Source organism: Sulfitobacter sp. TCYB15, from assembly GCF_040435955.1.
GTDB classification, from domain to species: Bacteria; Pseudomonadota; Alphaproteobacteria; order Rhodobacterales; family Rhodobacteraceae; genus Sulfitobacter; species Sulfitobacter pontiacus.
In genome coordinates this window covers 1,476,856-1,495,181 of sequence record NZ_CP159193.1, presented here as the reverse complement: position 1 = coordinate 1,495,181, position 18,326 = coordinate 1,476,856, and the positions used below count along the sequence as shown (strand labels likewise).

19 protein-coding genes are annotated in these 18,326 nt (G+C 61.6%); 8 read left to right on the top strand and 11 right to left on the bottom strand.

Annotation, left to right across the window (positions count from 1 at the left end; genetic code table 11):
* Positions 1–14 precede the first annotated feature (14 nt).
* The gene (locus tag ABM428_RS07150; protein WP_341205358.1) at positions 15–887 is read left to right on the top strand and encodes a sugar ABC transporter permease; all 873 of its coding nucleotides are present in this window, start codon (positions 15–17) and stop codon (positions 885–887) included.
* A complete protein-coding gene (locus ABM428_RS07145; RefSeq protein WP_353628344.1) occupies positions 887–1,693 on the top strand; it encodes a carbohydrate ABC transporter permease in 807 nt (268 codons plus the stop codon). The genes ABM428_RS07150 and ABM428_RS07145 overlap by 1 nt, the downstream gene beginning before the upstream one ends.
* 21 nt (positions 1,694–1,714) lie before the next feature.
* On the opposite strand, the gene ABM428_RS07140 is transcribed toward ABM428_RS07145, so the two are convergent.
* The 4 genes from ABM428_RS07140 to ABM428_RS07125 are packed head-to-tail and all read right to left on the bottom strand — an operon-like array spanning position 1,715 to position 5,186.
* Positions 1,715–2,557 (bottom strand): metal ABC transporter permease, encoded by an 843-nt coding sequence (locus tag ABM428_RS07140; RefSeq protein ID WP_353627775.1) that lies wholly within the window; start codon positions 2,555–2,557, stop codon positions 1,715–1,717.
* On the bottom strand, positions 2,554–3,429 hold the full coding sequence (locus ABM428_RS07135; protein WP_005852566.1) for a metal ABC transporter permease: 876 nt from the start codon (positions 3,427–3,429) through the stop codon (positions 2,554–2,556). The genes ABM428_RS07140 and ABM428_RS07135 overlap by 4 nt, the downstream gene beginning before the upstream one ends.
* Positions 3,426–4,322 carry a manganese/iron ABC transporter ATP-binding protein gene (locus ABM428_RS07130; RefSeq protein WP_353628343.1) on the bottom strand — a complete coding sequence of 299 codons (897 nt, stop codon included), beginning with the start codon at positions 4,320–4,322 and terminating at the stop codon, positions 3,426–3,428. Before ABM428_RS07130 ends, ABM428_RS07135 begins: the two co-directional genes overlap by 4 nt.
* A 12-nt stretch (positions 4,323–4,334) precedes the next feature.
* Positions 4,335–5,186, bottom strand: a complete 852-nt coding sequence (locus ABM428_RS07125) for a metal ABC transporter substrate-binding protein (RefSeq protein ID WP_353628342.1) — start codon at positions 5,184–5,186, stop codon at positions 4,335–4,337.
* Between the two features lie 200 nt (positions 5,187–5,386).
* Between ABM428_RS07125 and ABM428_RS07120 the strand changes: the two genes are divergently transcribed.
* Positions 5,387–5,797: a Fur family transcriptional regulator gene (locus ABM428_RS07120; RefSeq protein WP_005852561.1), complete on the top strand. Its 411-nt coding sequence runs from the start codon at positions 5,387–5,389 to the stop codon at positions 5,795–5,797.
* On the opposite strand, the gene ABM428_RS07115 is transcribed toward ABM428_RS07120, so the two are convergent.
* From ABM428_RS07115 to rpiA, 6 genes are all read right to left on the bottom strand, one after another.
* Complete coding sequence (locus tag ABM428_RS07115; protein WP_240790782.1) at positions 5,794–6,480, bottom strand: TetR/AcrR family transcriptional regulator; 687 nt, start codon at positions 6,478–6,480, stop codon at positions 5,794–5,796. The two genes, ABM428_RS07120 and ABM428_RS07115, sit on opposite strands and share 4 nt — an antisense overlap.
* Before the next feature lie 141 nt (positions 6,481–6,621).
* The gene (locus tag ABM428_RS07110; protein ID WP_037943900.1) at positions 6,622–8,106 is read right to left on the bottom strand and encodes a DegQ family serine endoprotease; all 1,485 of its coding nucleotides are present in this window, start codon (positions 8,104–8,106) and stop codon (positions 6,622–6,624) included.
* Between the two features lie 239 nt (positions 8,107–8,345).
* Positions 8,346–9,257: a protease modulator HflC gene (gene hflC / locus ABM428_RS07105; protein ID WP_009826613.1), complete on the bottom strand. Its 912-nt coding sequence runs from the start codon at positions 9,255–9,257 to the stop codon at positions 8,346–8,348.
* The gene (gene hflK / locus ABM428_RS07100; protein WP_181358632.1) at positions 9,257–10,480 is read right to left on the bottom strand and encodes an FtsH protease activity modulator HflK; all 1,224 of its coding nucleotides are present in this window, start codon (positions 10,478–10,480) and stop codon (positions 9,257–9,259) included. The genes hflC and hflK overlap by 1 nt, the downstream gene beginning before the upstream one ends.
* Before the next feature lie 93 nt (positions 10,481–10,573).
* Entirely contained in the window at positions 10,574–12,040 is a 1,467-nt protein-coding gene (locus ABM428_RS07095) for an FAD-dependent oxidoreductase (protein ID WP_132996826.1), read from the bottom strand.
* 21 nt (positions 12,041–12,061) lie between these two features.
* Complete coding sequence (gene rpiA / locus ABM428_RS07090; RefSeq protein ID WP_005852551.1) at positions 12,062–12,850, bottom strand: ribose-5-phosphate isomerase RpiA; 789 nt, start codon at positions 12,848–12,850, stop codon at positions 12,062–12,064.
* Between the two features lie 228 nt (positions 12,851–13,078).
* Here rpiA and ABM428_RS07085 point away from each other — a divergent pair, with 228 nt between their 5' ends.
* The 3 genes from ABM428_RS07085 to ABM428_RS07075 all read left to right on the top strand — a co-directional run bounded on the left by ABM428_RS07085 (position 13,079) and on the right by ABM428_RS07075 (position 15,912).
* Positions 13,079–13,765: a glutathione S-transferase family protein gene (locus ABM428_RS07085; RefSeq protein WP_132996827.1), complete on the top strand. Its 687-nt coding sequence runs from the start codon at positions 13,079–13,081 to the stop codon at positions 13,763–13,765.
* Positions 13,765–15,138: an L-serine ammonia-lyase gene (locus ABM428_RS07080; RefSeq protein WP_132996828.1), complete on the top strand. Its 1,374-nt coding sequence runs from the start codon at positions 13,765–13,767 to the stop codon at positions 15,136–15,138. Before ABM428_RS07085 ends, ABM428_RS07080 begins: the two co-directional genes overlap by 1 nt.
* Positions 15,139–15,231: 93 nt before the next feature.
* Positions 15,232–15,912 (top strand): nitroreductase, encoded by a 681-nt coding sequence (locus ABM428_RS07075; RefSeq protein ID WP_037943891.1) that lies wholly within the window; start codon positions 15,232–15,234, stop codon positions 15,910–15,912.
* Between the two features lie 48 nt (positions 15,913–15,960).
* Here ABM428_RS07075 and ABM428_RS07070 read toward each other — a convergent pair whose 3' ends face one another.
* The gene (locus ABM428_RS07070; RefSeq protein ID WP_132996829.1) at positions 15,961–16,548 is read right to left on the bottom strand and encodes a TetR/AcrR family transcriptional regulator; all 588 of its coding nucleotides are present in this window, start codon (positions 16,546–16,548) and stop codon (positions 15,961–15,963) included.
* 79 nt (positions 16,549–16,627) lie between these two features.
* Between ABM428_RS07070 and ABM428_RS07065 the strand changes: the two genes are divergently transcribed.
* Together ABM428_RS07065 and ABM428_RS07060 are read left to right on the top strand one after the other, a co-directional pair.
* Positions 16,628–16,924 (top strand): hypothetical protein, encoded by a 297-nt coding sequence (locus ABM428_RS07065; protein WP_132996830.1) that lies wholly within the window; start codon positions 16,628–16,630, stop codon positions 16,922–16,924.
* 106 nt (positions 16,925–17,030) lie between these two features.
* Positions 17,031–18,317, top strand: a complete 1,287-nt coding sequence (locus ABM428_RS07060) for a homoserine dehydrogenase (RefSeq protein ID WP_353628328.1) — start codon at positions 17,031–17,033, stop codon at positions 18,315–18,317.
* Positions 18,318–18,326 lie beyond the last annotated feature (9 nt).

Below are 18,326 nucleotides of genomic sequence, written 5' to 3'. Positions count from 1 at the left end.
GTGGACAGCACCCCATGAAGCAGCATGACCCGCGCGGCTGGCTTTTTGTCGCCCCCGCCTGCCTTTTGCTGGGGGTGGTCGGGCTGATCCCGCTGGTCACCGTCATCAACTATTCGTTTTTCGAGATTTTCACCCTGCAATCGCGCTTCTGGATCGGCACCGAATGGTTTCGCGACCTGATCACCGCACCGCGTTTCTGGGCGAGCTTCGGGCGCAGCGCGCTGTTCTCGACCTTTGTGCTGTGCATCCAGATCCCACTGGGGATCGCGCTGGCCCTGTGCATCCCGCGCGGACGGATCTGGGCGGGGGCGGCCTTGGCTGTGTTGTCGCTGCCGCTGCTGGTACCGTGGAATATGATCCCTGCGCTCTGGCTGAGCCTGATGAACGACGACACAGGCATTTTGGGGCAGTGGCTGGCGGGCTTCGGCTGGCCCGCCGCGTGGAAGGACAGCGCCGTGCTGACCTGGGTTGTGATCTTGGCAATGGACACGTGGCACTGGACCAGCCTTGTGGTCATCCTCGCCTATAGCGCGCTGACCACCATCCCCGATCCGCTTTATCAGGCGGCCGCCATCGATGGGGCGCGCCCGTGGCAGGTGTTTCGCCATATCCAGCTGCCGCGTTTGCAGCACGTATTGCTCATGGCGGTGCTGCTGCGGTTCATGGACAGTTTCATGATCTACACCGAGGCCTTTCCGATCAATGCCGGCGGCCCGGCGGAGGCCAGCCTGTTTCTGGCCGTGGATCTGGGCGAGGAGATCAAGGCGTTCAACTACGGCCCCTCGGCCGCGCGGTCGGTACTATATTTTCTGATCGTGCTGTCGGTGGCATGGGTCTTTACCAAGGTTCAGGCGAAGCTTGACGATCCCAAACCGGGTGTGCCGTGATGATACCGCGTCGGGCATGGCCCGTGATCAAACTGGCGCTGTTGGGGGCGTTCATCCTCTTTACCATCCTGCCGCTGGTACAGATGACGGTGCTGAGCTTTACCGCGACGCTGGCGCAGGACGGGCTGAGCTTGGGCGAGACGACGCTGCGCAACTATCGCGCCATCTGGGCCGACCCGAGCTTGCGCGCGGCCTTTGGCAACTCCGTCGCCTATGTGCTGATCAATATCGCGATCACCATCCCCGTCGCCCTGCCCGCAGCCTTTGCCTTTGCGCGGCTGTCGTTTCTGGGGGACAAACACCTGTTCTTCAGCTTCATCGCCTTTCGCATCACCCCGCCGGTGGTGCTGACCCTGCCGATCTTCCAGCTTTTCTCGGTGCTTGGCATCGTCAACTCGGTCACCGGCATTGCGCTGGCGCATTGTCTGTTCAACCTGCCGGTGTCGATCTGGATTCTGCAGGGCTTCATCGCCGCCGTCCCGCGCGAGATGGACGAGACGGCCTTCCTTGATGGCTATTCGCGCCCCCGCTACATCCGGAAAATCCTGCTGCCGCAGATCGCGCCCGGCATCGCGGTGACTGCGTTTTTCTGCTTTATGTTCAGCTGGGTAGAAGTCGTCTTTGCCCGCATCCTGACCACCACCAACGGCAAGCCGATCTCTATGGCGCTCAGCGCGATGTTCGGCTTTCAGACGGATATCGGGATGGTGATGGCCTTTACCCTGACCTCTATGCTGCCCGGCGCATTGCTGCTGTTTGCCATGCGCAACCATCTGTCCCGCGGGTTCAAGGTCGGGCGGGTCTAGAGGCCGCCCTCCCCTTCAAAGCTACCCCCGTGCCGCCTGACGCGAGGTCCGGCGCGTCACCAGCAAACGGTTCATGAAGGCGAGGACAAAGATCACCGTCAGGATCAACACGATTGTCGGAGCCGGTGCGCTGTCCAGAAAGAAGCTGGCGTAGACGCCCGCGAACATCGACAGCATGCAGACCAGCACAGATACGATCAGCATCGGGCCAAAGCTGCGCACCACCAGAAAGGCAATCGCCCCCGGTGTGACCAGCAACGCCACCGCAAGGATCAGCCCCGTCGCCGTCAGCGTCGCCACGATGGTCAGCGACAACACCGCCAGCAACCCATAGTGCAAGAACCCCGTGTGCAGCCCGCTGGCCTGCGCCTGTGCGGGGTCAAAGGCGTGCAGCAGCAGATCTTTCCACTTGAGCACCAGAAACGCCGTCACAAAGGCCGAGATCAGCCCCGCCGTCCAAAGATCCTGCGCGCCGACGCCCAGCATATTGCCGAACAGCACGTGATCCAGATGCTGGTTCGTGGTGATCGAGGTGTACATGATGATGCCGATCCCGAACATGCCAGAAAAGACGACCCCCATCACGGTGTCCTGTTTGATCCGGCTGTTATAGCTCAGGTATCCGGTCAGCATCGCGCAGGACATGCCCGCGGCAAAGGCCCCTACAATCAGCGGCAGCCCCGTAATCCAGGCCAGCACGATCCCCGGCAGGACCGCATGGCTGACCGCATCGCCCATCAAGGCCCAGCCCTTGAGCACCAGAAAGCATGACAGCAACGCCGTCGGCGGGGCGACCAGCAGGACGATCCAGAAAGCGTTCTGCATGAAGGGAAACTGGAAGGGAAACAGCAACGTCTCGATCATGGGGCCACCCCGTCTCGCAAGGATTTGAGCGCCGCCGCAGCCTTGCGCCGCGCGGCCAGCACACCGTGTTTGGGCGCAAAAACAAAGGCCAGCAGGAAGATCGCGGTTTGCAGCGTGACGATCACCCCGCCTGTCGCCCCGTCCAGAAAATAGCTGGCATAGGCCCCCAGAAAGCTGGTGATCGTGCCGATCAGCACCGATACGATGATCAGCCGCGGGAAACGGTCACACAGCAGATAGGCCGTCGCCCCCGGCGTCACGACCATGGCGATCACCAGAAAGGCCCCGACGGTCATCATCGCCGCCACCACCGCCGCCGACAGCAGCATGAAGAACACCGCCTTCAACAGCTCGGGCCGCAACCCGATGGAGCGTGCGTGGTTTTCGTCAAAGAAGGTGACCATCAGGTCTTTCCACTTCAGCAGCAGCACGGTCAGACAGACGACCCCGATGATCGCCAGTTGCACGATATCCTGCGGCGCGATGGCAAGGATATTGCCCATAATGATGGTCTGGATGCTAACCGACATGGGCGATAGCGACACCATGAATAGGCCCAGGCCGAAAAATGCGGTAAAGATGATGCCGATGATCACGTCGATCTTCAGCCCCGACCGCCCCGACAGAAACAGCATCGCCCCCGCCGCCATACCGCCCGCCAGAAACGCGCCAAGCGCAAAGGGCAGCCCCAGCATATAGGCCCCCGCCACACCGGGCACGACAGAATGGCTCAGCGCGTCGCCGATCAGCGACCAGCCCTTGAGCATCAGATAGCACGACAGAAAGGCGCAAACCGCCCCCACCATCGCGGACACCCACATGGCGTTGAACATATAATCATAGCTGAACGGCTCTAGCAGCAGGTCGATCATGTGTCGTCCTCGGAGGTGTCGATGCGTTCGCCGTAATGCACGAAGGGGCGTTCGTCGTCGGTGATGATCCGCAGCTCGCGCCCGTCGTCATCATCGTGCAGGTCTTGCCCCCCAAGGGTAAAGTGCCGCAGCACCCCGCCAAAAGCCGTTTCCAGATTGTCATGGGTAAAGACTGTTTCCGTCGGCCCATAGGCCAGCACCGTGCCCTTGACCAAGACGGTCCGGTCACAGAATTCCGGGACAGAGCCCAGGTTATGCGTCGACACCAGCATCACCCGCCCTTCGTCGCGCAACTCGCGCAGCAGGTCGATGATCTGGTCCTCGGTCTTCACGTCTACGCCGGTAAAGGGTTCGTCCAGCAGGATCACCTGCCCGTTCTGCGCCAAGGCGCGCGCCAGAAAAACGCGTTTGCGCTGCCCGCCAGACAACTCTCCGATCTGGCGATGGCGGAAATCGGTCATATTGACGCGGCGCAGGGCATCGTCCACCGCCGCATGATCGGCGGCTTTGGGACGGCGCAGAAACCCCATATGCCCATAGCGCCCCATCATTACCACATCCTGCACCAGCACCGGAAAGGCCCAATCGACCTCTTCTGACTGCGGGACATAGGCCACAAGGTTTTCTCGCAACGCCTGTTTGACGGTCTTGCCCAGAAGGGTGATCTGCCCCTGCGCGGCGGGCACAAAGCCCATAATCGCCTTGAACAGCGTGGATTTTCCCGCCCCGTTCACCCCGACCAGCGCCGTGATCGTACCGCGCGGGATCTCGAAGCTGGCATCATAAAGCGCGGTGTGGCCGTTGCGATAGGTCACGGTCACATCGGTGGCCTTGATGCCGATCGCATCGGGCGCAAGGCTGACATCTGGGGGCGTCGTGGGGGCGGGGTGCATAGGGGTATCCATTTACTTCAGGCCTGCATCCAGCCCGTCCGCGACAGTCTGCGAGGTGACGCGCAGCAAGTCCAGATAGCTTGGCACGGGCCCCTCGGCGGTGCTGAGGCTATCGACATAAAGCACACCACCATAGGCAGCGCCGGTTTCCCGCGCGACCTGCTTTGCAGGCGAGGTATTCACCGTGCTTTCACAGAAAACGACCGGAATATCATTGTCGCGCACGGAATCGATGACTTTGCGGAGCTGCTGCGGCGTGCCGGTCTGGTCGGCGTTCATCGGCCAGAGATACAGCTCTTTCATCCCGAAATCCCGCGCGAGGTAGCTGAACGCCCCTTCACAGGTCACCAGCCAACGCTGGTCTTCGGGGATTTGCGCAATGCGGTCCCGCAGGGGCGTGATCGTATCGCGGATTTCCTGTTTGTAGCTTTCGGCATTGGCGGCATAGGTCGCCGCATTGTCAGGGTCGTGTTCGGTAAAAGCTGCCGCGATGTTGTCGACGTAGATCAGCGCGTTATCCAGCCCCATCCAGGCGTGGGGGTTCGGCTTGCCCTCATACTCCCCCTCCCCGATAGAGATCGGCTCCACCCCTTCGGTCAGCGTTGCCGACGGAATATCCCCGAGGTTCGAGATGAACTGCTCGAACCACAGCTCTAGGTTCATGCCGTTCCACAGGATCAGATCGGCATCCACCGCGCCCACGATATCGCGCGGGGTGGGCTCATAGCCGTGGATTTCGGCACCGGGCTTGGTGATCGATACCACCTCTGCCGCATCGCCGCCCACCTGCTGCGCCATATCGGCAAGAACCGTAAAGGTCGTGACGACTTTGAAATCAGCCGCACCCGCAGGCACGCCCGCCATCGCCGCAACACCAAGAACCGGGGCAAAAACCGACGCCAGCACATTCTTTCTCATTCTGTTCCTCCAAGGACCAATGCGTTCGCTAGGTGTAAATGCGAATTAGTCGCATATGTCAAACATGCAAATAAGAATAGGTCGCATAAACTTGCGGGCAAGATGAATCTTGCGTAACAAGAAGGCAGACGAGAAAGGACATCGGTTTGACCCACAGCGCTGATTACAAGCAATTGCTGCGTGAAGCGGGCCTGCGGGTCACACCACAGCGCACAACCATCGTGTCGCTGCTGTCGGAAACCGACGATCACCCCAATGTGGAAGACCTGTATGAAAAGGCGCGCAGGTTGGATGACACTGTGTCAGTCGCCACGGTCTATCGCACGATGTCAGTGCTTGAAAACGCGGGGCTGGTGCGCAAACTGGTGCTGGATGATGCCCCTGCCCGCTACGAGATGATGCCCCACACGGACCACGACCATCTGGTCGATGTCGACAGTGGGGATCTGGTGGAAATTCCAGGGACCGAGATCGCGACGCTGCTGGATCGTGTCGCCGCCGAGATGGGCTACGAGCTGGTCAGCCACCACACGGTCATTCGCGCCCGCAAGCTTTAGGTCTGCGCCTGATCCGCAAGCGATCTGACCATCGCCGCCGCACCGGCCGAGATCGTGCGCAGGATCACCTCGTCCGGGATATCACGGATCAGCCAGTCGCGCATCGGGCCGAAGGCTGACAGGAACACCATCAGATTGGCAACGATATCAAGCCGTTGATCGTCGCTATGCATCCCCAGACGCGGGGCAAGCTGGTCGGCCAGATCCTTCATCACCGCAAACTCGCGCGCATGCAGGGCGCGGCGGTCTTCGGCCTGCATATGCGGCACGCACCGATAGGCCAGCAACGTGCCATCCCGTTTCATCGACCAGCTTTCGCGGAAGTATTTCTCGAACGCGTCCTCAAGTGACAGGTTTTCATCCAGCAGGATGATCGGCAGCGTCGACACGTCTTCGCGGAACCACAGCTGGTTCAGAAGGCGGCGCAGGATGTCGTTCTTATTCGCGATATAATCATAGATGCTGGCCTGATTGACGCCCGAGCGCGCACAGATGTCGCGGATCGTGGTGGCGGCAAAGCCTTTCTCAAGAAACAGCGACAAGGCCGCCTCGCAAATCTGTTCGCGGCGGCTTTGGATCAGCGACTGGTTCTGCACGCTGGTAATCTCCGCCTCTGCCAGCATTTGGGTGCGCAGCGCAGACAGCCGATCGCTGCGAATGGCCGTCGTGGATGTGTCGTGCATGGGGCTGTCCTTCATTTGACGTAAATCCTATCGGCTTTCGATATGCGAAACAACCGGCAGCGTGCAGACGCGCCCCACGCAAAACCCCCGCCGGTACGGGGACCGACGGGGGCAGTGTTTTTCCAGCGATGTGGGGCGGATTTAGTCGCCCAGACCCAAGGCCACAAAGCGCGGGTCACCTGCGCGGCGCACCAACAGCAACAGCGACTTGCGGCCGCCGTCTTTGGCCTCGGTGATCCGGTCCTCCAGATCGGTGATGGACAGGATCGGCTGTTGCCCCGCCTCGGTGATGATGTCCCCGACACGCAGGCCTTTCTCGAAGGCTTCCGACATCTCGTCCACCTCGGTCACGGCCAGACCCTCGACTGAATCATCCGCCCCAAGTTCGGTACGCAGATCATCCGTCAGCGGCGTGATTGTCAGGCCAAGCACCGACTTTGACGCAGGCGCTTCGGGCTCTGCCTCATCCTCTGGCTCAGACGCAGACGCCCCTGCCCCTTCGGCATCTTCGCGGCGGCCCAGCTTGACCTTGAGCGTCTGGGATTTCCCCTCGCGCAGGACAGTCACGCGGACCGAGGCCCCGACGGTGCTGTTGCCCACCTGACGGACCAGACCGCGGGTGTCTTCAACCTCGACCCCTGCAAAGCTGAGGATCACATCACCGGTTTTCAGGCCCGCATCCTTGGCGGGGCCGTCCGGTACATCGGTGATCAACGCGCCGGACGCTTTGGCAAGCCCCATCGCGTCGGCCACATCCTGGGTAACGTCCTGAATACGCACACCCAACCAGCCGCGACGGGTTTCGCCGAATTCCTTGAGCTGATTCACAACACGCGTCACGACATTCGACGCCATCGAGAAACCGATCCCGATGGAGCCGCCGTTAGGCGACAGGATCGCGGTGTTCACGCCAATGACTTCGCCGTCCATATTGAACAACGGCCCGCCGGAGTTGCCGCGGTTAATGGCAGCGTCCGTCTGGATATAGTCATCATAGGTGCCCGACAAAGCACGGTTGCGCGCCGATACGATACCGGCCGAGACGGAAAACCCCTGCCCCAGCGGGTTCCCCATGGCCAGCACCCAGTCACCAACGCGGGCGGCATTGCTGTCGCCGAAGCTGACGAACGGCAGCGCGCTTGGGGCTTCAACCTTAAGCAGGGCAATATCGGTGTTGGGGTCGGTGCCGATGACTTCGGCCTTCAGTTCAAGACCGGTGAAAAATTCGATGGTAATCTCGTCCGCGCCTTCGATCACGTGGTTGTTGGTCACGACGAACCCGTCTTCAGAGATGACAAACCCCGACCCAAGCGCCGACGATTTGCGTGGCGCGGGGGCTTCGCCACCATTGTTGCGGTCACGGAATTCCTTGAAAAAATCCTCGAACGGCGAGCCTTCGGGCACGATGCCACGGGGGCCCGTGCGCCCTTCAACGGTGGTGGAGGTGGTGATATTCACGACCGACGGGCTGATCTTTTCCGCAAGCGGCGCAAGGCTTTCGGGTTTGGCCAGTGCGACCACGGCCTGCATCAGGACAAAAGCCAGCGCCAGCATACCCATCATCAACCATTTGATCTGGGGCGATATTGCGTCGGTACGCGACAGGGAAACGGCCTTTGGCTGCATTCGTCAACTCCGGTTTTATAAGGGGCGATACACCCCGTTTGTGTGTCCTTGGCAGAGTGCATCTGCAAACCCACTGCTGCAAGGTGAAAGATGGTCATCCTCACGCGCATGTCAACGCGACCCTCGGTTTCTATGCGAAATTGCCGCCCATCATCCCGTTGATCCCGTGGTCATGCCCCAAACGAAACAGGGGCCGGCATTTCTGCCAGCCCCTGTTTGAAAGTGCACCGTGGATAGGATTAGTTGCCAGTCCCGGTGGTGGTCGCGCGTTGGCTGCGGCTGCCTTCGTCCGACTTGAGATAGTTAAAGAACTCGCTGTCGGGCGACATCACCATGGTAGAATTCTCGCCCTTCAACGCTTGCTCGTAAGCGCTGAGCGAGCGGTAGAATTCAAAGAACTCCGCATCCTTGGAATAGGCTTGCGCAAAGATCTTGTTCCGCTCGGCGTCGGCCTCACCTTCGGTGATACGGGCGTCACGACGGGCTTCCGAGAGGATTTCCTCGTAGGTACGATCCGCAAGGGCGGTGACACGTTGCGCCGCCTCGCGGCCACGGGCGCGTTCATCGGTCGCTTCGCGGTCACGTTCAGCGATCATCCGCTGCAGGGTCGCGTCAAAGTTCTGCTCTGGAAGGTTGGTCTGGCGCAAACGCACATCGACCACATCCAGACCAAGCGCCTGCGCACGCGCGTCAGAACGTTCGCGGATCTGGTCCATCAGTGCAGAGCGTTCGGGCGACAGAATGGTGTTGGAGGTCACCCCCTGCGAGCCCAGAACCGCACGGATCTGACCGTCAAGAATACCGTTCAACTGGATTTCAGCCTGACGGCCACCGTCGGTGCCAAGGGCCTGACGGAACTGGCGCACGCTATTGATGCGGTACAGCACAAAGGCATCCACTTCAAGGCGACGGTCATCGGCGGGGGTGACCTCGATCATCGGCGTTTCAAGCGACAGGATACGGTCGTCGTAGCGGACGACTTCATCCAGCAGCGGGATTTTGAACCCGATGCCCGCGTCTTCACGCACCTGTTTGATCTGGCCGAAACGCAGCACCAGCGCGCGTTCACGTTCGTCCACGATAAAAATCGACGACAGGGCGACAACGGCTGCGATCACAACCACGGGGATGAGGATATTGAGTTTACGCATCAGTTCGATCCTCGGTTGGAGTTGCGGAGTTCATTGAGCGGCAGGTAAGGCACGACCCCCTGCCCGGTTCCGTCAGAGCCGTTTTCAAGAATGATCTTGTCCACGTCTCCCAGTACTTTCTCCATGGTTTCGATGTACAGACGACGACGGGTCACATCGGGTGCTGCTGCATATTCCTGCAATACCGCTTCAAAGCGGCTTGCCTCACCCACGGCGTCGTTGACCACACGTGCGCGGTACCCTTCGGCGGCTTCCAGCAGACGGGCGGATTCACCACGGGCTTCGGCGGTGCGGCGGTTGGCATAAGCGTCAGCCTGACGTTCCACCCGATCGCGTTCCTGTTCGGCAGCTTGCACGTCGCGGAAGGCGTCGATGACGGATTCCTGCGTCGTGTTGCCGTTTGCATCCGTCACGGTGACCGTCTGGCTGGGCGGATCCACCTTGTTGAAGTTGACGCGGATGATGTTGATCCCGGTCTCGCGGTTATCAAGCGTGGTCTGGATCAGCTCGCGCGCGGAGGCTTCGATGGTGGCACGGTCACGGTTGAGGATCGGTGCCAGCTCGGACTGGGCGATGATCTCGCGCATGGCGGATTCAGAAATCGCACGCACCGCCATTTGCGGATCCCGCAGCGAGAACTTGAAGTTCTCGGCGTTCTTTACGTTCCAGACGACCTGAAAGTCGATGTCGACGATGTTTTCATCCGTGGTCAGCATCAGCCCTTCGTTGTCGTCGCCACCGCGGCCTGCGCCGATGGTTTCGGCGCGGTTGGTGGTCACGTCAAAGACTTCGGCGGTGACAAAAGGCCAAGGGGCAAAGTTCAGACCCTCTGTCCCGATGCCCGAAAACTCCCCAAGGAAGAGTTCGATCGACTGCTGTTCAGGGCGCACGGTATAAAAGCTTGCCATCCCCCAGACGACAGCGGCCGCCACCAGACCCAGCCCCACTGTGCCGCGGGTGAACTTGGGGCCTGCGCCGCCCATATTCCCGCCAGAGCCGCCGGAATTACGAGTGCCGCCTTTGCCGCCCATGAGCACGCGCAGCTGTTCCTGACCCTTTTTCACCAGATCGTCGATTTCGGGCATCTGACCTTTGTCACCACCCGGACCGCGCCCGCCACCACCGGTGGGCCGCTGCCCTCCGGGCCGGTTGCGGTCGCCACCATTGTTCCCACCGCCTGAGTTTCCTCCGCCGCCCCAAGGACCGCCTGTATTTCCAGCCATTAATTCTTCCCTATGTATGGCCGCGACAGCGGCCCTATCCCAACCGCCTACGCGGTTTTATCTTGTGCAGAGTTGGGCATATTCGCCCGAACTTCAAGCAGTGCGTGTCGGACTGCGCATGGTGACCAGCTCTTCGGACATGGTCGGGTGCACGGCGCAGGTCGCGTCGAATTGCTCTTTTGTCAGCCCCGCCTTCACGGCAATGCCCACCAGCTGGATCAGCTCGCCCGCGTTCGGTGCGACGATGTGGCACCCCAGAACGACGCGTGTTTCCTTGCTGACGATCAGCTTCATCATCACACGTTTGTTCTTTTCGGCAAAGGCCGTTTGCATGGGCCGGAACGACGCCGAATAAATCTCGACCGGTTCCTGCTCTGCCGCTTGCTCTTCTGTCAGGCCGACGGTGCCGAATTCGGGCTGTGTGAACACGGCCGACGGGATCAGGTCGTGATCCACGGGCGTCGGGTTGCCTCCAAAGACGGTTTGCACAAAGGCCATGCCTTCGCGGATCGCGACAGGTGTCAGGTTCACGCGGTCGGTGACATCGCCGATGGCATAGATCGACGGGACGCCCGACTGGCTGTATTCGTCGACTTCGACCTCTTGGCGACGGCCCAGCGATACGCCGACCTCTTCCAGCCCCATGCCATCGGTATTCGGTGCGCGCCCTGTGGCGAACAGCACCATATCAAAGACCTTCTCGGCCCCGTTGGAGGCTTTGACCCAAATCGGCCCCTGCGTGCCTGCGCGCGCGTCGCAATTGTTCAGCTCGTTCGATTGTTCAGCCGTGGCCCCCATCGCCGCGTCAGAGTTGCTGGGCATGGTGCCCGCCTCGTGTTCGGATTCCAGCGCCATTTCGACGATGCTGGTGCCGCAGTGGATATCGACGCCTGCATTTGTCATCGATTCAGCGATCAGCCCGCGGGCCTCGTCATCAAAACCGCGCAGGATCTGTGCCGCGCGGTTGTACATCGTCACTTCGACGCCCAAGCCATTCAGGATACAGGCGAATTCACATCCGATATAGCCGCCACCCACAATCAGGATCGACTTGGGCAGGCTTTCGAGATGGAAGATATCGTCCGACACAATCCCAAGCTGGGCGTTCGGCACATCAGGGCGTACCGGACGGCCGCCGGTGGCCAGCAAGATGTGTTTGGCCGTGCGGGTTTCGCCATTGGCCAGCTGCACCGTATGCGCGTCCTTAATCGTGGCGCGCTGGTCAAAGGTATCGACGTCCGAATTTGCCAAGAGCTTGCGATAGACGCCTTCCAGCCGGTCCAGTTCAGTGTTCAAACGGGTCTTGAACGCGTGCCAGTCGAAGGTGCCCGGCTTGATGTCCCAGCCAAAGCACTGCGCCTCGTCCACCAGCTCGGCGTAGCCCGAGGCAAAAACCATCAGCTTTTTCGGCACGCAGCCCCGGATCACGCATGTCCCGCCATAGCGGTCTTCTTCGGCGAGGGCGACTTTGGCCCCGTATTCGCCCGCCGCAACACGCGCGGCGCGCACACCGCCGGAACCGCCACCAATGACAAAAAGGTCGTAATCAAAATCGCTCATCTGGGCCGGGGCCTTTCTTTGTTAATCGCTCAGGTCGGAGAACAGGTTATCCGTCTCGACAAACTCCATCTTATCGCGATCAACAGTGCCTTCGTTGATGTCGCGCACTTCGACGCGGCCATCGCCATAGCCGATCACCACGGCATCACAGATATCAATGAATAGCCCGTTTTCAACTACGCCCGGCATCTGGTTCATGACCAAGGCCATCTGGCGGGTGTTGCCGATCCGCTTGAGATGCAGGTCAAGGATGTAGTTCCCCTCGTCTGTCACAAAGGGGATGTCGCCGTTCATACGCAGCGTGGAATTGCGCCCCAGCACGTCCATCGACACCAAAGTCTCTTCGACAAGCGCTTGTGTGGTCTGCCAGCCAAAGGGAATAACCTCTACCGGAAGGGGAAATGCGCCCAGTGTTTCGACCTCTTTACCGATGTCGGCAATCACGACCATTTGATCGGAGGCGGTGGCCACGATCTTTTCTTGCAGCAAGGCACCGCCGCCGCCCTTGATCAGGTTCAGCTCTCCGTCGAACTCGTCCGCGCCGTCGATGGTCAGGTCCAGCCACTTGGCTTCATCCAGGCTGATCACCTCGATCCCCACTTCGCGCGCCAGCTGCGCGGTACGGGTCGAGGTGGGCACGCCCTTGATCCGCAAGCCGTCGTCGCGCACCATTTCGCCCAAACAGCGCACCAGCCACGCGGCGGTAGAGCCGGTGCCCAATCCGACGCGCATTCCGTCTTCTACAAATTGTGCAGCGCGTTTGGCGGCGACAAATTTGGCCTTATCGATGGGTGACAATTCTCCGGTCATGGCAGCGACTCCTCGTTAATCGACGTCCTTATAGACGCAGCCGCGCCGGCGCGCGACCCTCAAAACCGCATTGTCGTCGCGTCGCGTGGCCTGCGGGCGGTGACACATGGTCTGCGCCACGGCGCCACGGGGGTGTTACGCGCCGATAATCTGGATAGAGTACCGCAAACCGCGCAGATCGGTCGTTTTCAATCGCCCGCCTCCGGCGCAATGGGATACCACCGGCCTATGACCGATTACACGCTGCACTACGCCCCCGACAATGCCTCCCTGATCATCCGCCTCGCGCTCGAGGCGCAGGGCGTGGCCTATGACACCTGTCTGGTCGATCGCGCGGCGCAGGGGCAGTCTGCCCCCGCCTATCGGGCGCTAAACCCGCACGGGCTGATCCCCGCGTTGCAGACGCCGGACGGGCCGATGTTTGAAACCGGCGCAATCCTGCTGTGGCTGGCGGACCGTCATGGCGGGCTGGCCCCTGCCGCGATGGATGCCACGCGGGCGGATTTCCTCAAGTGGTTGTTTTTCGTTGCCAATACGGTGCACCCTGCCCTGCGTATGCTGTTTTATCCTGATAAATACGTGGGCGTTGACAACGCCGCCCAAGACGCGCTGCACACAACCGTAACCCAAGCGTTGCAGACCCACCTGCGCAGGCTGGAGGACCGGGCCGCGGCGGATACGCTGCCCCTCGCGCTTGCGCTTTACCTCGCCCCGCTGTTGCGCTGGTGTGCGCTGTATCCGCGCAACCGTGATCGCGGCTGGTTCGATCTGCGCGCCACCCCGCATCTGCACGCGCTTTGCGCTCGGGTCGAAACGCTCCCCTGCACGGCGGCCGCGCAAACCGCCGAAGGGCTGGGGCCCACGCCGTTTACCGCGCCCCGCCTTGCCACCCCACCCATAGGAAGTGCCACCTGATGTTTCTCTCTGTCTTCGATATGTTCAAAGTGGGCATCGGCCCGTCCTCCTCGCACACGATGGGGCCGATGGTGGCGGCGGCACGGTTTCTGGACCTGATGCGCGCCTCACCGTTCAAATTCGCGGGCCTGCGCGCATCACTGCACGGCAGCCTGGCCTTTACCGGTGTGGGCCACGCCACGGACCGCGCCACGATCCTTGGCCTCGCGGGATTCACGCCGCAAGACTACGACAATGACCGCGCCGAAGAGGTACTGGCCGAGATCAACCGCACGCAGACGATCACCCTGCCCGAGTTTGGCACGCTGAGTTTCGCGCCCAAGTCCGATATGATCTTTGACTATGACAACAAGCTCGACGGCCACGCCAACGGGATGATGCTGATGGCCACCGACGCCCAAGGCGATGTCACCCTGCGCGAGACCTATTATTCCATCGGCGGCGGTTTCGTGATGACCGAAGCCGAACTGGCCGCGGGCAAGGACACAGACGAGGGCGCGCCGATACCCTTCCCGTTTAAGTCCGCAACCGAGATGCTGCAGATGGCGGCAGAGTCCGGCAAGAGCATCGCCCAGATGAAACGCGCCAACGAGGAATCGCGCGGCGGGGCGGCGCAGCTGCGCGACGGCACCAAGCGGCTGTGGCAGGTGATGAACGACTGCATCAACCGCGGGCTCGAAACCGATGGCATCCTGCCCGGCGGGTTGAATGTCAAACGCCGCGCCAAAGCGATCCATGATGCGCTGCAGCAAGAACGCGGCCAGAACCAGCGCGCGCCCCACACGATCAACGACTGGATGAGCGTTTACGCTATGGCGGTGAACGAGGAAAATGCCGCCGGTGGGCAAGTCGTCACCGCGCCCACCAACGGCGCGGCGGGTGTGATGCCCGCGACCTTGCGCTATTATCTGGATCACGTCCCCGGCGCGTCGGAGGCGCATATCGAGGATTTCCTGCTCACCGCTGCGGCGATCGGCGGGCTGGTCAAATTCAACGCGTCGATCTCGGGGGCGGAAGCGGGCTGTCAGGCCGAAGTGGGCAGCGCCGCCGCCATGTCCGCCGCCGGGCTCTGTGCCGTCATGGGCGGCACGCCGCAGCAGATCGAGAACGCCGCCGAAATCGCGCTGGAGCATCATCTGGGCATGACCTGCGACCCCGTGCGCGGTCTGGTGCAGGTGCCGTGCATCGAACGCAACGGGCTTGGCGCGATCAAGGCGGTCTCCGCCGCGTCGCTTGCGCTGCGCGGCGATGGCACGCATCTGGTGCCGCTGGATGCTTGCATCGAAACCATGCGTCAGACCGGTGCGGATATGTCTGAAAAATATAAAGAAACCTCGCTTGGGGGGCTGGCGGTCAACGTGCCGAACTGCTGATCTGACGCAGCGGCACGCGGCCCCACCCGCGCTTGACCCCACCGCGGAACTGCAACAGTCTGACAGCCGTCAGGAAATTTGCGGGAGGGCAAGATGGAACTGAAACAGGCAATGCAGGAACGGCGCAGCATCCGGGGCTTCAAGAAAGACCCCGTGCCGCGCGCCCTGCTGGAAGAGGTCATCGCACTGGCCAATCGCGCGCCATCCTCGATGAACACCCAGCCGTGGCATCTGCATGTGCTGACCGGCGAACCGCTTGAGAAAGTCCGTGAAGGGAATTCGACCCGTATGTTGCAAGGCGTGCCGCCGGTGCGTGAAATCAGCGATCACGGGGCCTATGCCGGTGTCCACCGCGACCGGCAGGTCGGCATCGCGAAACAGCTCTTTGCTGCCATGGGGATCGAACGCGACGACAAGGAGCGCCGCCAAGATTGGGTGATGCGCGGCTTCCGCCAATTTGACGCGCCGGTGTCCATCGTGGTCTGCTTTGACAAGTCGCTGGATGACAACGGCACCATCGCGCATTTCGATCTGGGCGCGGTGACCTACGGCCTTGTCCTCGCCGCGTGGAGCAAAGGTCTGGGCTGCGTGATCAACGGTCAGGGCATCATGCAATCGCCTGTGGTGCGTGAACATGCGCAAATCCCCGACGATCAGGTGATCATGACCTGCGTCGCCATGGGCTGGCCGGACGAGGATTTTTCGGCCAATGCCGTCGTCTCTACCCGCCGCCCCGTCGAAGAGGTCACGCGGTTCGTCGGCTTCGACGATTAACGCCCTGCGCCCCTGAGCGCCGTGAAAACCAGCGTTACGTGCGGGGGCCTACCCCGCCGTGACGGACTTGCGCACCATATCCCAATATTGCGCGATCACCTCGTCCAGCGACAGCCGTCCGCCTGCGCGAAACCACGTATTCACCCCTGTCAGCATCGCAATCACCGCCAGGGTCGCGATCTTGGTATCCGCGATGGCGAAATCCCCCGCCGCCGCCCCGTCGCGCAAGATCGTCTCTAGCCGGTCTTCATACTGGCGGCGCAATGCTTCGACCTCGGCGAAATTCTCGGGCGTGAGGTTGCGCAGCTCCATATAAGAGATGAACACCTCGTCCGGGCGGTCGGCGTGAAAGCGGATGTGAAAATCGACGAATTGGCGCAAGCGATCCACCGCGCTTTGACTGGGGTCACTGTCGCAGGCCGAAAGCAGGTCGTTCATATGGTCCTGCAAGAGGCTGAACAACAGCGTCTGCTTGTCCGGCGTGTAATTATACAATGCGCCCGCCTGCACCCCGACCTCCGTCGCCAGTGCCCGCATGGACACGGCAGCAAAGCCGTGACGGGCGAAAAGCCGCAACGCCGCCGCACGGATTTTGGGCCGAGTGATGTCAGAATGTGATCCGGTTGTACGCGCCATGGCTCAAAGGTTAATTGAACGCATGTTCAAAGGCAAACCCCTGCTTGCGCGATTTCCGTCGCTGGTGCATGACTGACCTATGACCCAACGTATCCTTCTTCCGCTCTGCCTTGCCGCGCTGACCCTGCCCGCGGCCTGCACGCAGTTTCCCGCGCTTGACAGCCGTGCCACGCCCGAGCTTCTCGCCTCGGACTACCCCGCGCTTGTGCCGGTCGATCCGCTGCTTGCCAAGGCCGAGGCCGGACAGGTGAACATCCCGCAAACCGAAAACGGGCTGACATCACGGGTCGAACGGTTGCAGGCGCGCGCGGCGCGTTTGCGCGGATCGGTTCTGTCGGGGTCGGAAAAGCAGCGTTTGTCCCAAGGTTTGCAATAAGGCGCATGCAATGTCGCGTTGCGTGCGCGGTGGGAAAGGGCTACATCGCGGCTAAACCCCCTAAACGCCGCAGCCCGCTGCCGCGCACCACCAAAAGGATTGCACCATGTCACAACCGCTTCGTCTTGGGATTGCCGGATTGGGCACCGTTGGGGTCGGCGTGGTGCGGATCATCCGCAAGCAGGCTGCCTTGATCGAGGCCCGCACCGGTCGCCCCGTCACCATCACCGCCGTCTCTGCCCGCAGCCGCGACAAGAACCGCGGTGTCACATTGTCGGGCTACGCGTGGGAAGATGATCCCGTCGCACTGGCAAAACGTGATGATGTGGATGTCTTTGTCGAACTGATGGGCGGCGACGAAGGCCCCGCCAAGGACGCGACCGAAGCCGCGCTTGCCTCGGGCAAGGATGTGGTCACTGCCAATAAGGCGCTGCTGGCGATCCACGGTCAGGCGCTGGCCGAACAAGCCGAAGCCGCGGGCTGTCTGATCCGCTACGAAGCCGCCGTGGCCGGGGGCATCCCCGTGATCAAGGCGCTGACAGAAAGCCTTGCCGGGAACGAGATCACCCGCGTCATGGGCGTGATGAACGGCACCTGCAACTATATCCTGACCCGCATGGAAGAGACCGGAAACGGCTATAACTCCCTGTTCGAAGAGGCCGAGGCGCTTGGCTATCTTGAAGCGGACCCGAACCTTGATGTGGGCGGGATTGACGCGGCGCATAAGCTGGCGATCCTGTCCTCGATCGCCTTTGGCACACAGGTGGATTTCGACGGGATCGAGATCGAAGGCATCCAGCGCGTCAGCATCGACGACATTCAGGCTGCCGCGAATATGGGTTATAAGATCAAGCTTCTCGGCGTCGCGCAAATGACCGGCCGCGGGCTGGAACAGCGCATGCAGCCCTGCCTTGTGCCCGACAGCTCTCCGCTGGGGCAACTCGCGGGCGGGACCAATATGATCGTGCTGGAAGGCGATGCCATCGGGCAGATCGTCCTGCGCGGCCCCGGTGCCGGTGAAGGCCCCACCGCCAGCGCCGTATTGTCTGACATCTGCGATATCGCACGCGGCTGGCATGGCCCGGTCTTTGGCCAGAAGGCGGCAACGCTCGCCTCGGCCACCGCGGCCCTGTCGCAGCGCCCCGCCGCCTTCTATCTGCGCATGGGCCTGCTGGACAAACCCGGAGCCCTGGCCAAAGTCGCCACCGTTCTGGGTGAGGCCGGGATCAGCATCGACCGCATGCGCCAGACCGAACACCGCAGCGATCAGGCACCCGTCTTGATCGTCACCCATAAATGTAGCCGCACCGCGCTGGACGAGGCTCTGGCCGCGATGGCGAAAACCGGTGTGCTGGCAAGCGATCCCGTGGCGCTACGGATCGAGGATCTGTAACCCCGAGGG

Coding starts and splice junctions, on each gene's coding strand:
- ABM428_RS07150 (WP_341205358.1), top strand. CDS start 15: ATGAAGCAGCATGACCCGCGCGGCTGGCTTTTTGTCGCCCCCGCCTGC.
- ABM428_RS07145 (WP_353628344.1), top strand. CDS start 887: ATGATACCGCGTCGGGCATGGCCCGTGATCAAACTGGCGCTGTTGGGG.
- ABM428_RS07140 (WP_353627775.1), bottom strand. CDS start 2,557: ATGATCGAGACGTTGCTGTTTCCCTTCCAGTTTCCCTTCATGCAGAAC.
- ABM428_RS07135 (WP_005852566.1), bottom strand. CDS start 3,429: ATGATCGACCTGCTGCTAGAGCCGTTCAGCTATGATTATATGTTCAAC.
- ABM428_RS07130 (WP_353628343.1), bottom strand. CDS start 4,322: ATGCACCCCGCCCCCACGACGCCCCCAGATGTCAGCCTTGCGCCCGAT.
- ABM428_RS07125 (WP_353628342.1), bottom strand. CDS start 5,186: ATGGCGGGCGTGCCTGCGGGTGCGGCTGATTTCAAAGTCGTCACGACC.
- ABM428_RS07115 (WP_240790782.1), bottom strand. CDS start 6,480: ATGCACGACACATCCACGACGGCCATTCGCAGCGATCGGCTGTCTGCG.
- ABM428_RS07110 (WP_037943900.1), bottom strand. CDS start 8,106: ATGCAGCCAAAGGCCGTTTCCCTGTCGCGTACCGACGCAATATCGCCC.
- hflC (WP_009826613.1), bottom strand. CDS start 9,257: ATGCGTAAACTCAATATCCTCATCCCCGTGGTTGTGATCGCAGCCGTT.
- hflK (WP_181358632.1), bottom strand. CDS start 10,480: ATGGCTGGAAATACAGGCGGTCCTTGGGGCGGCGGAGGAAACTCAGGC.
- ABM428_RS07095 (WP_132996826.1), bottom strand. CDS start 12,040: ATGAGCGATTTTGATTACGACCTTTTTGTCATTGGTGGCGGTTCCGGC.
- rpiA (WP_005852551.1), bottom strand. CDS start 12,850: ATGACCGGAGAATTGTCACCCATCGATAAGGCCAAATTTGTCGCCGCC.
- ABM428_RS07085 (WP_132996827.1), top strand. CDS start 13,079: ATGACCGATTACACGCTGCACTACGCCCCCGACAATGCCTCCCTGATC.
- ABM428_RS07080 (WP_132996828.1), top strand. CDS start 13,765: ATGTTTCTCTCTGTCTTCGATATGTTCAAAGTGGGCATCGGCCCGTCC.
- ABM428_RS07075 (WP_037943891.1), top strand. CDS start 15,232: ATGGAACTGAAACAGGCAATGCAGGAACGGCGCAGCATCCGGGGCTTC.
- ABM428_RS07070 (WP_132996829.1), bottom strand. CDS start 16,548: ATGGCGCGTACAACCGGATCACATTCTGACATCACTCGGCCCAAAATC.
- ABM428_RS07065 (WP_132996830.1), top strand. CDS start 16,628: ATGACCCAACGTATCCTTCTTCCGCTCTGCCTTGCCGCGCTGACCCTG.
- ABM428_RS07060 (WP_353628328.1), top strand. CDS start 17,031: ATGTCACAACCGCTTCGTCTTGGGATTGCCGGATTGGGCACCGTTGGG.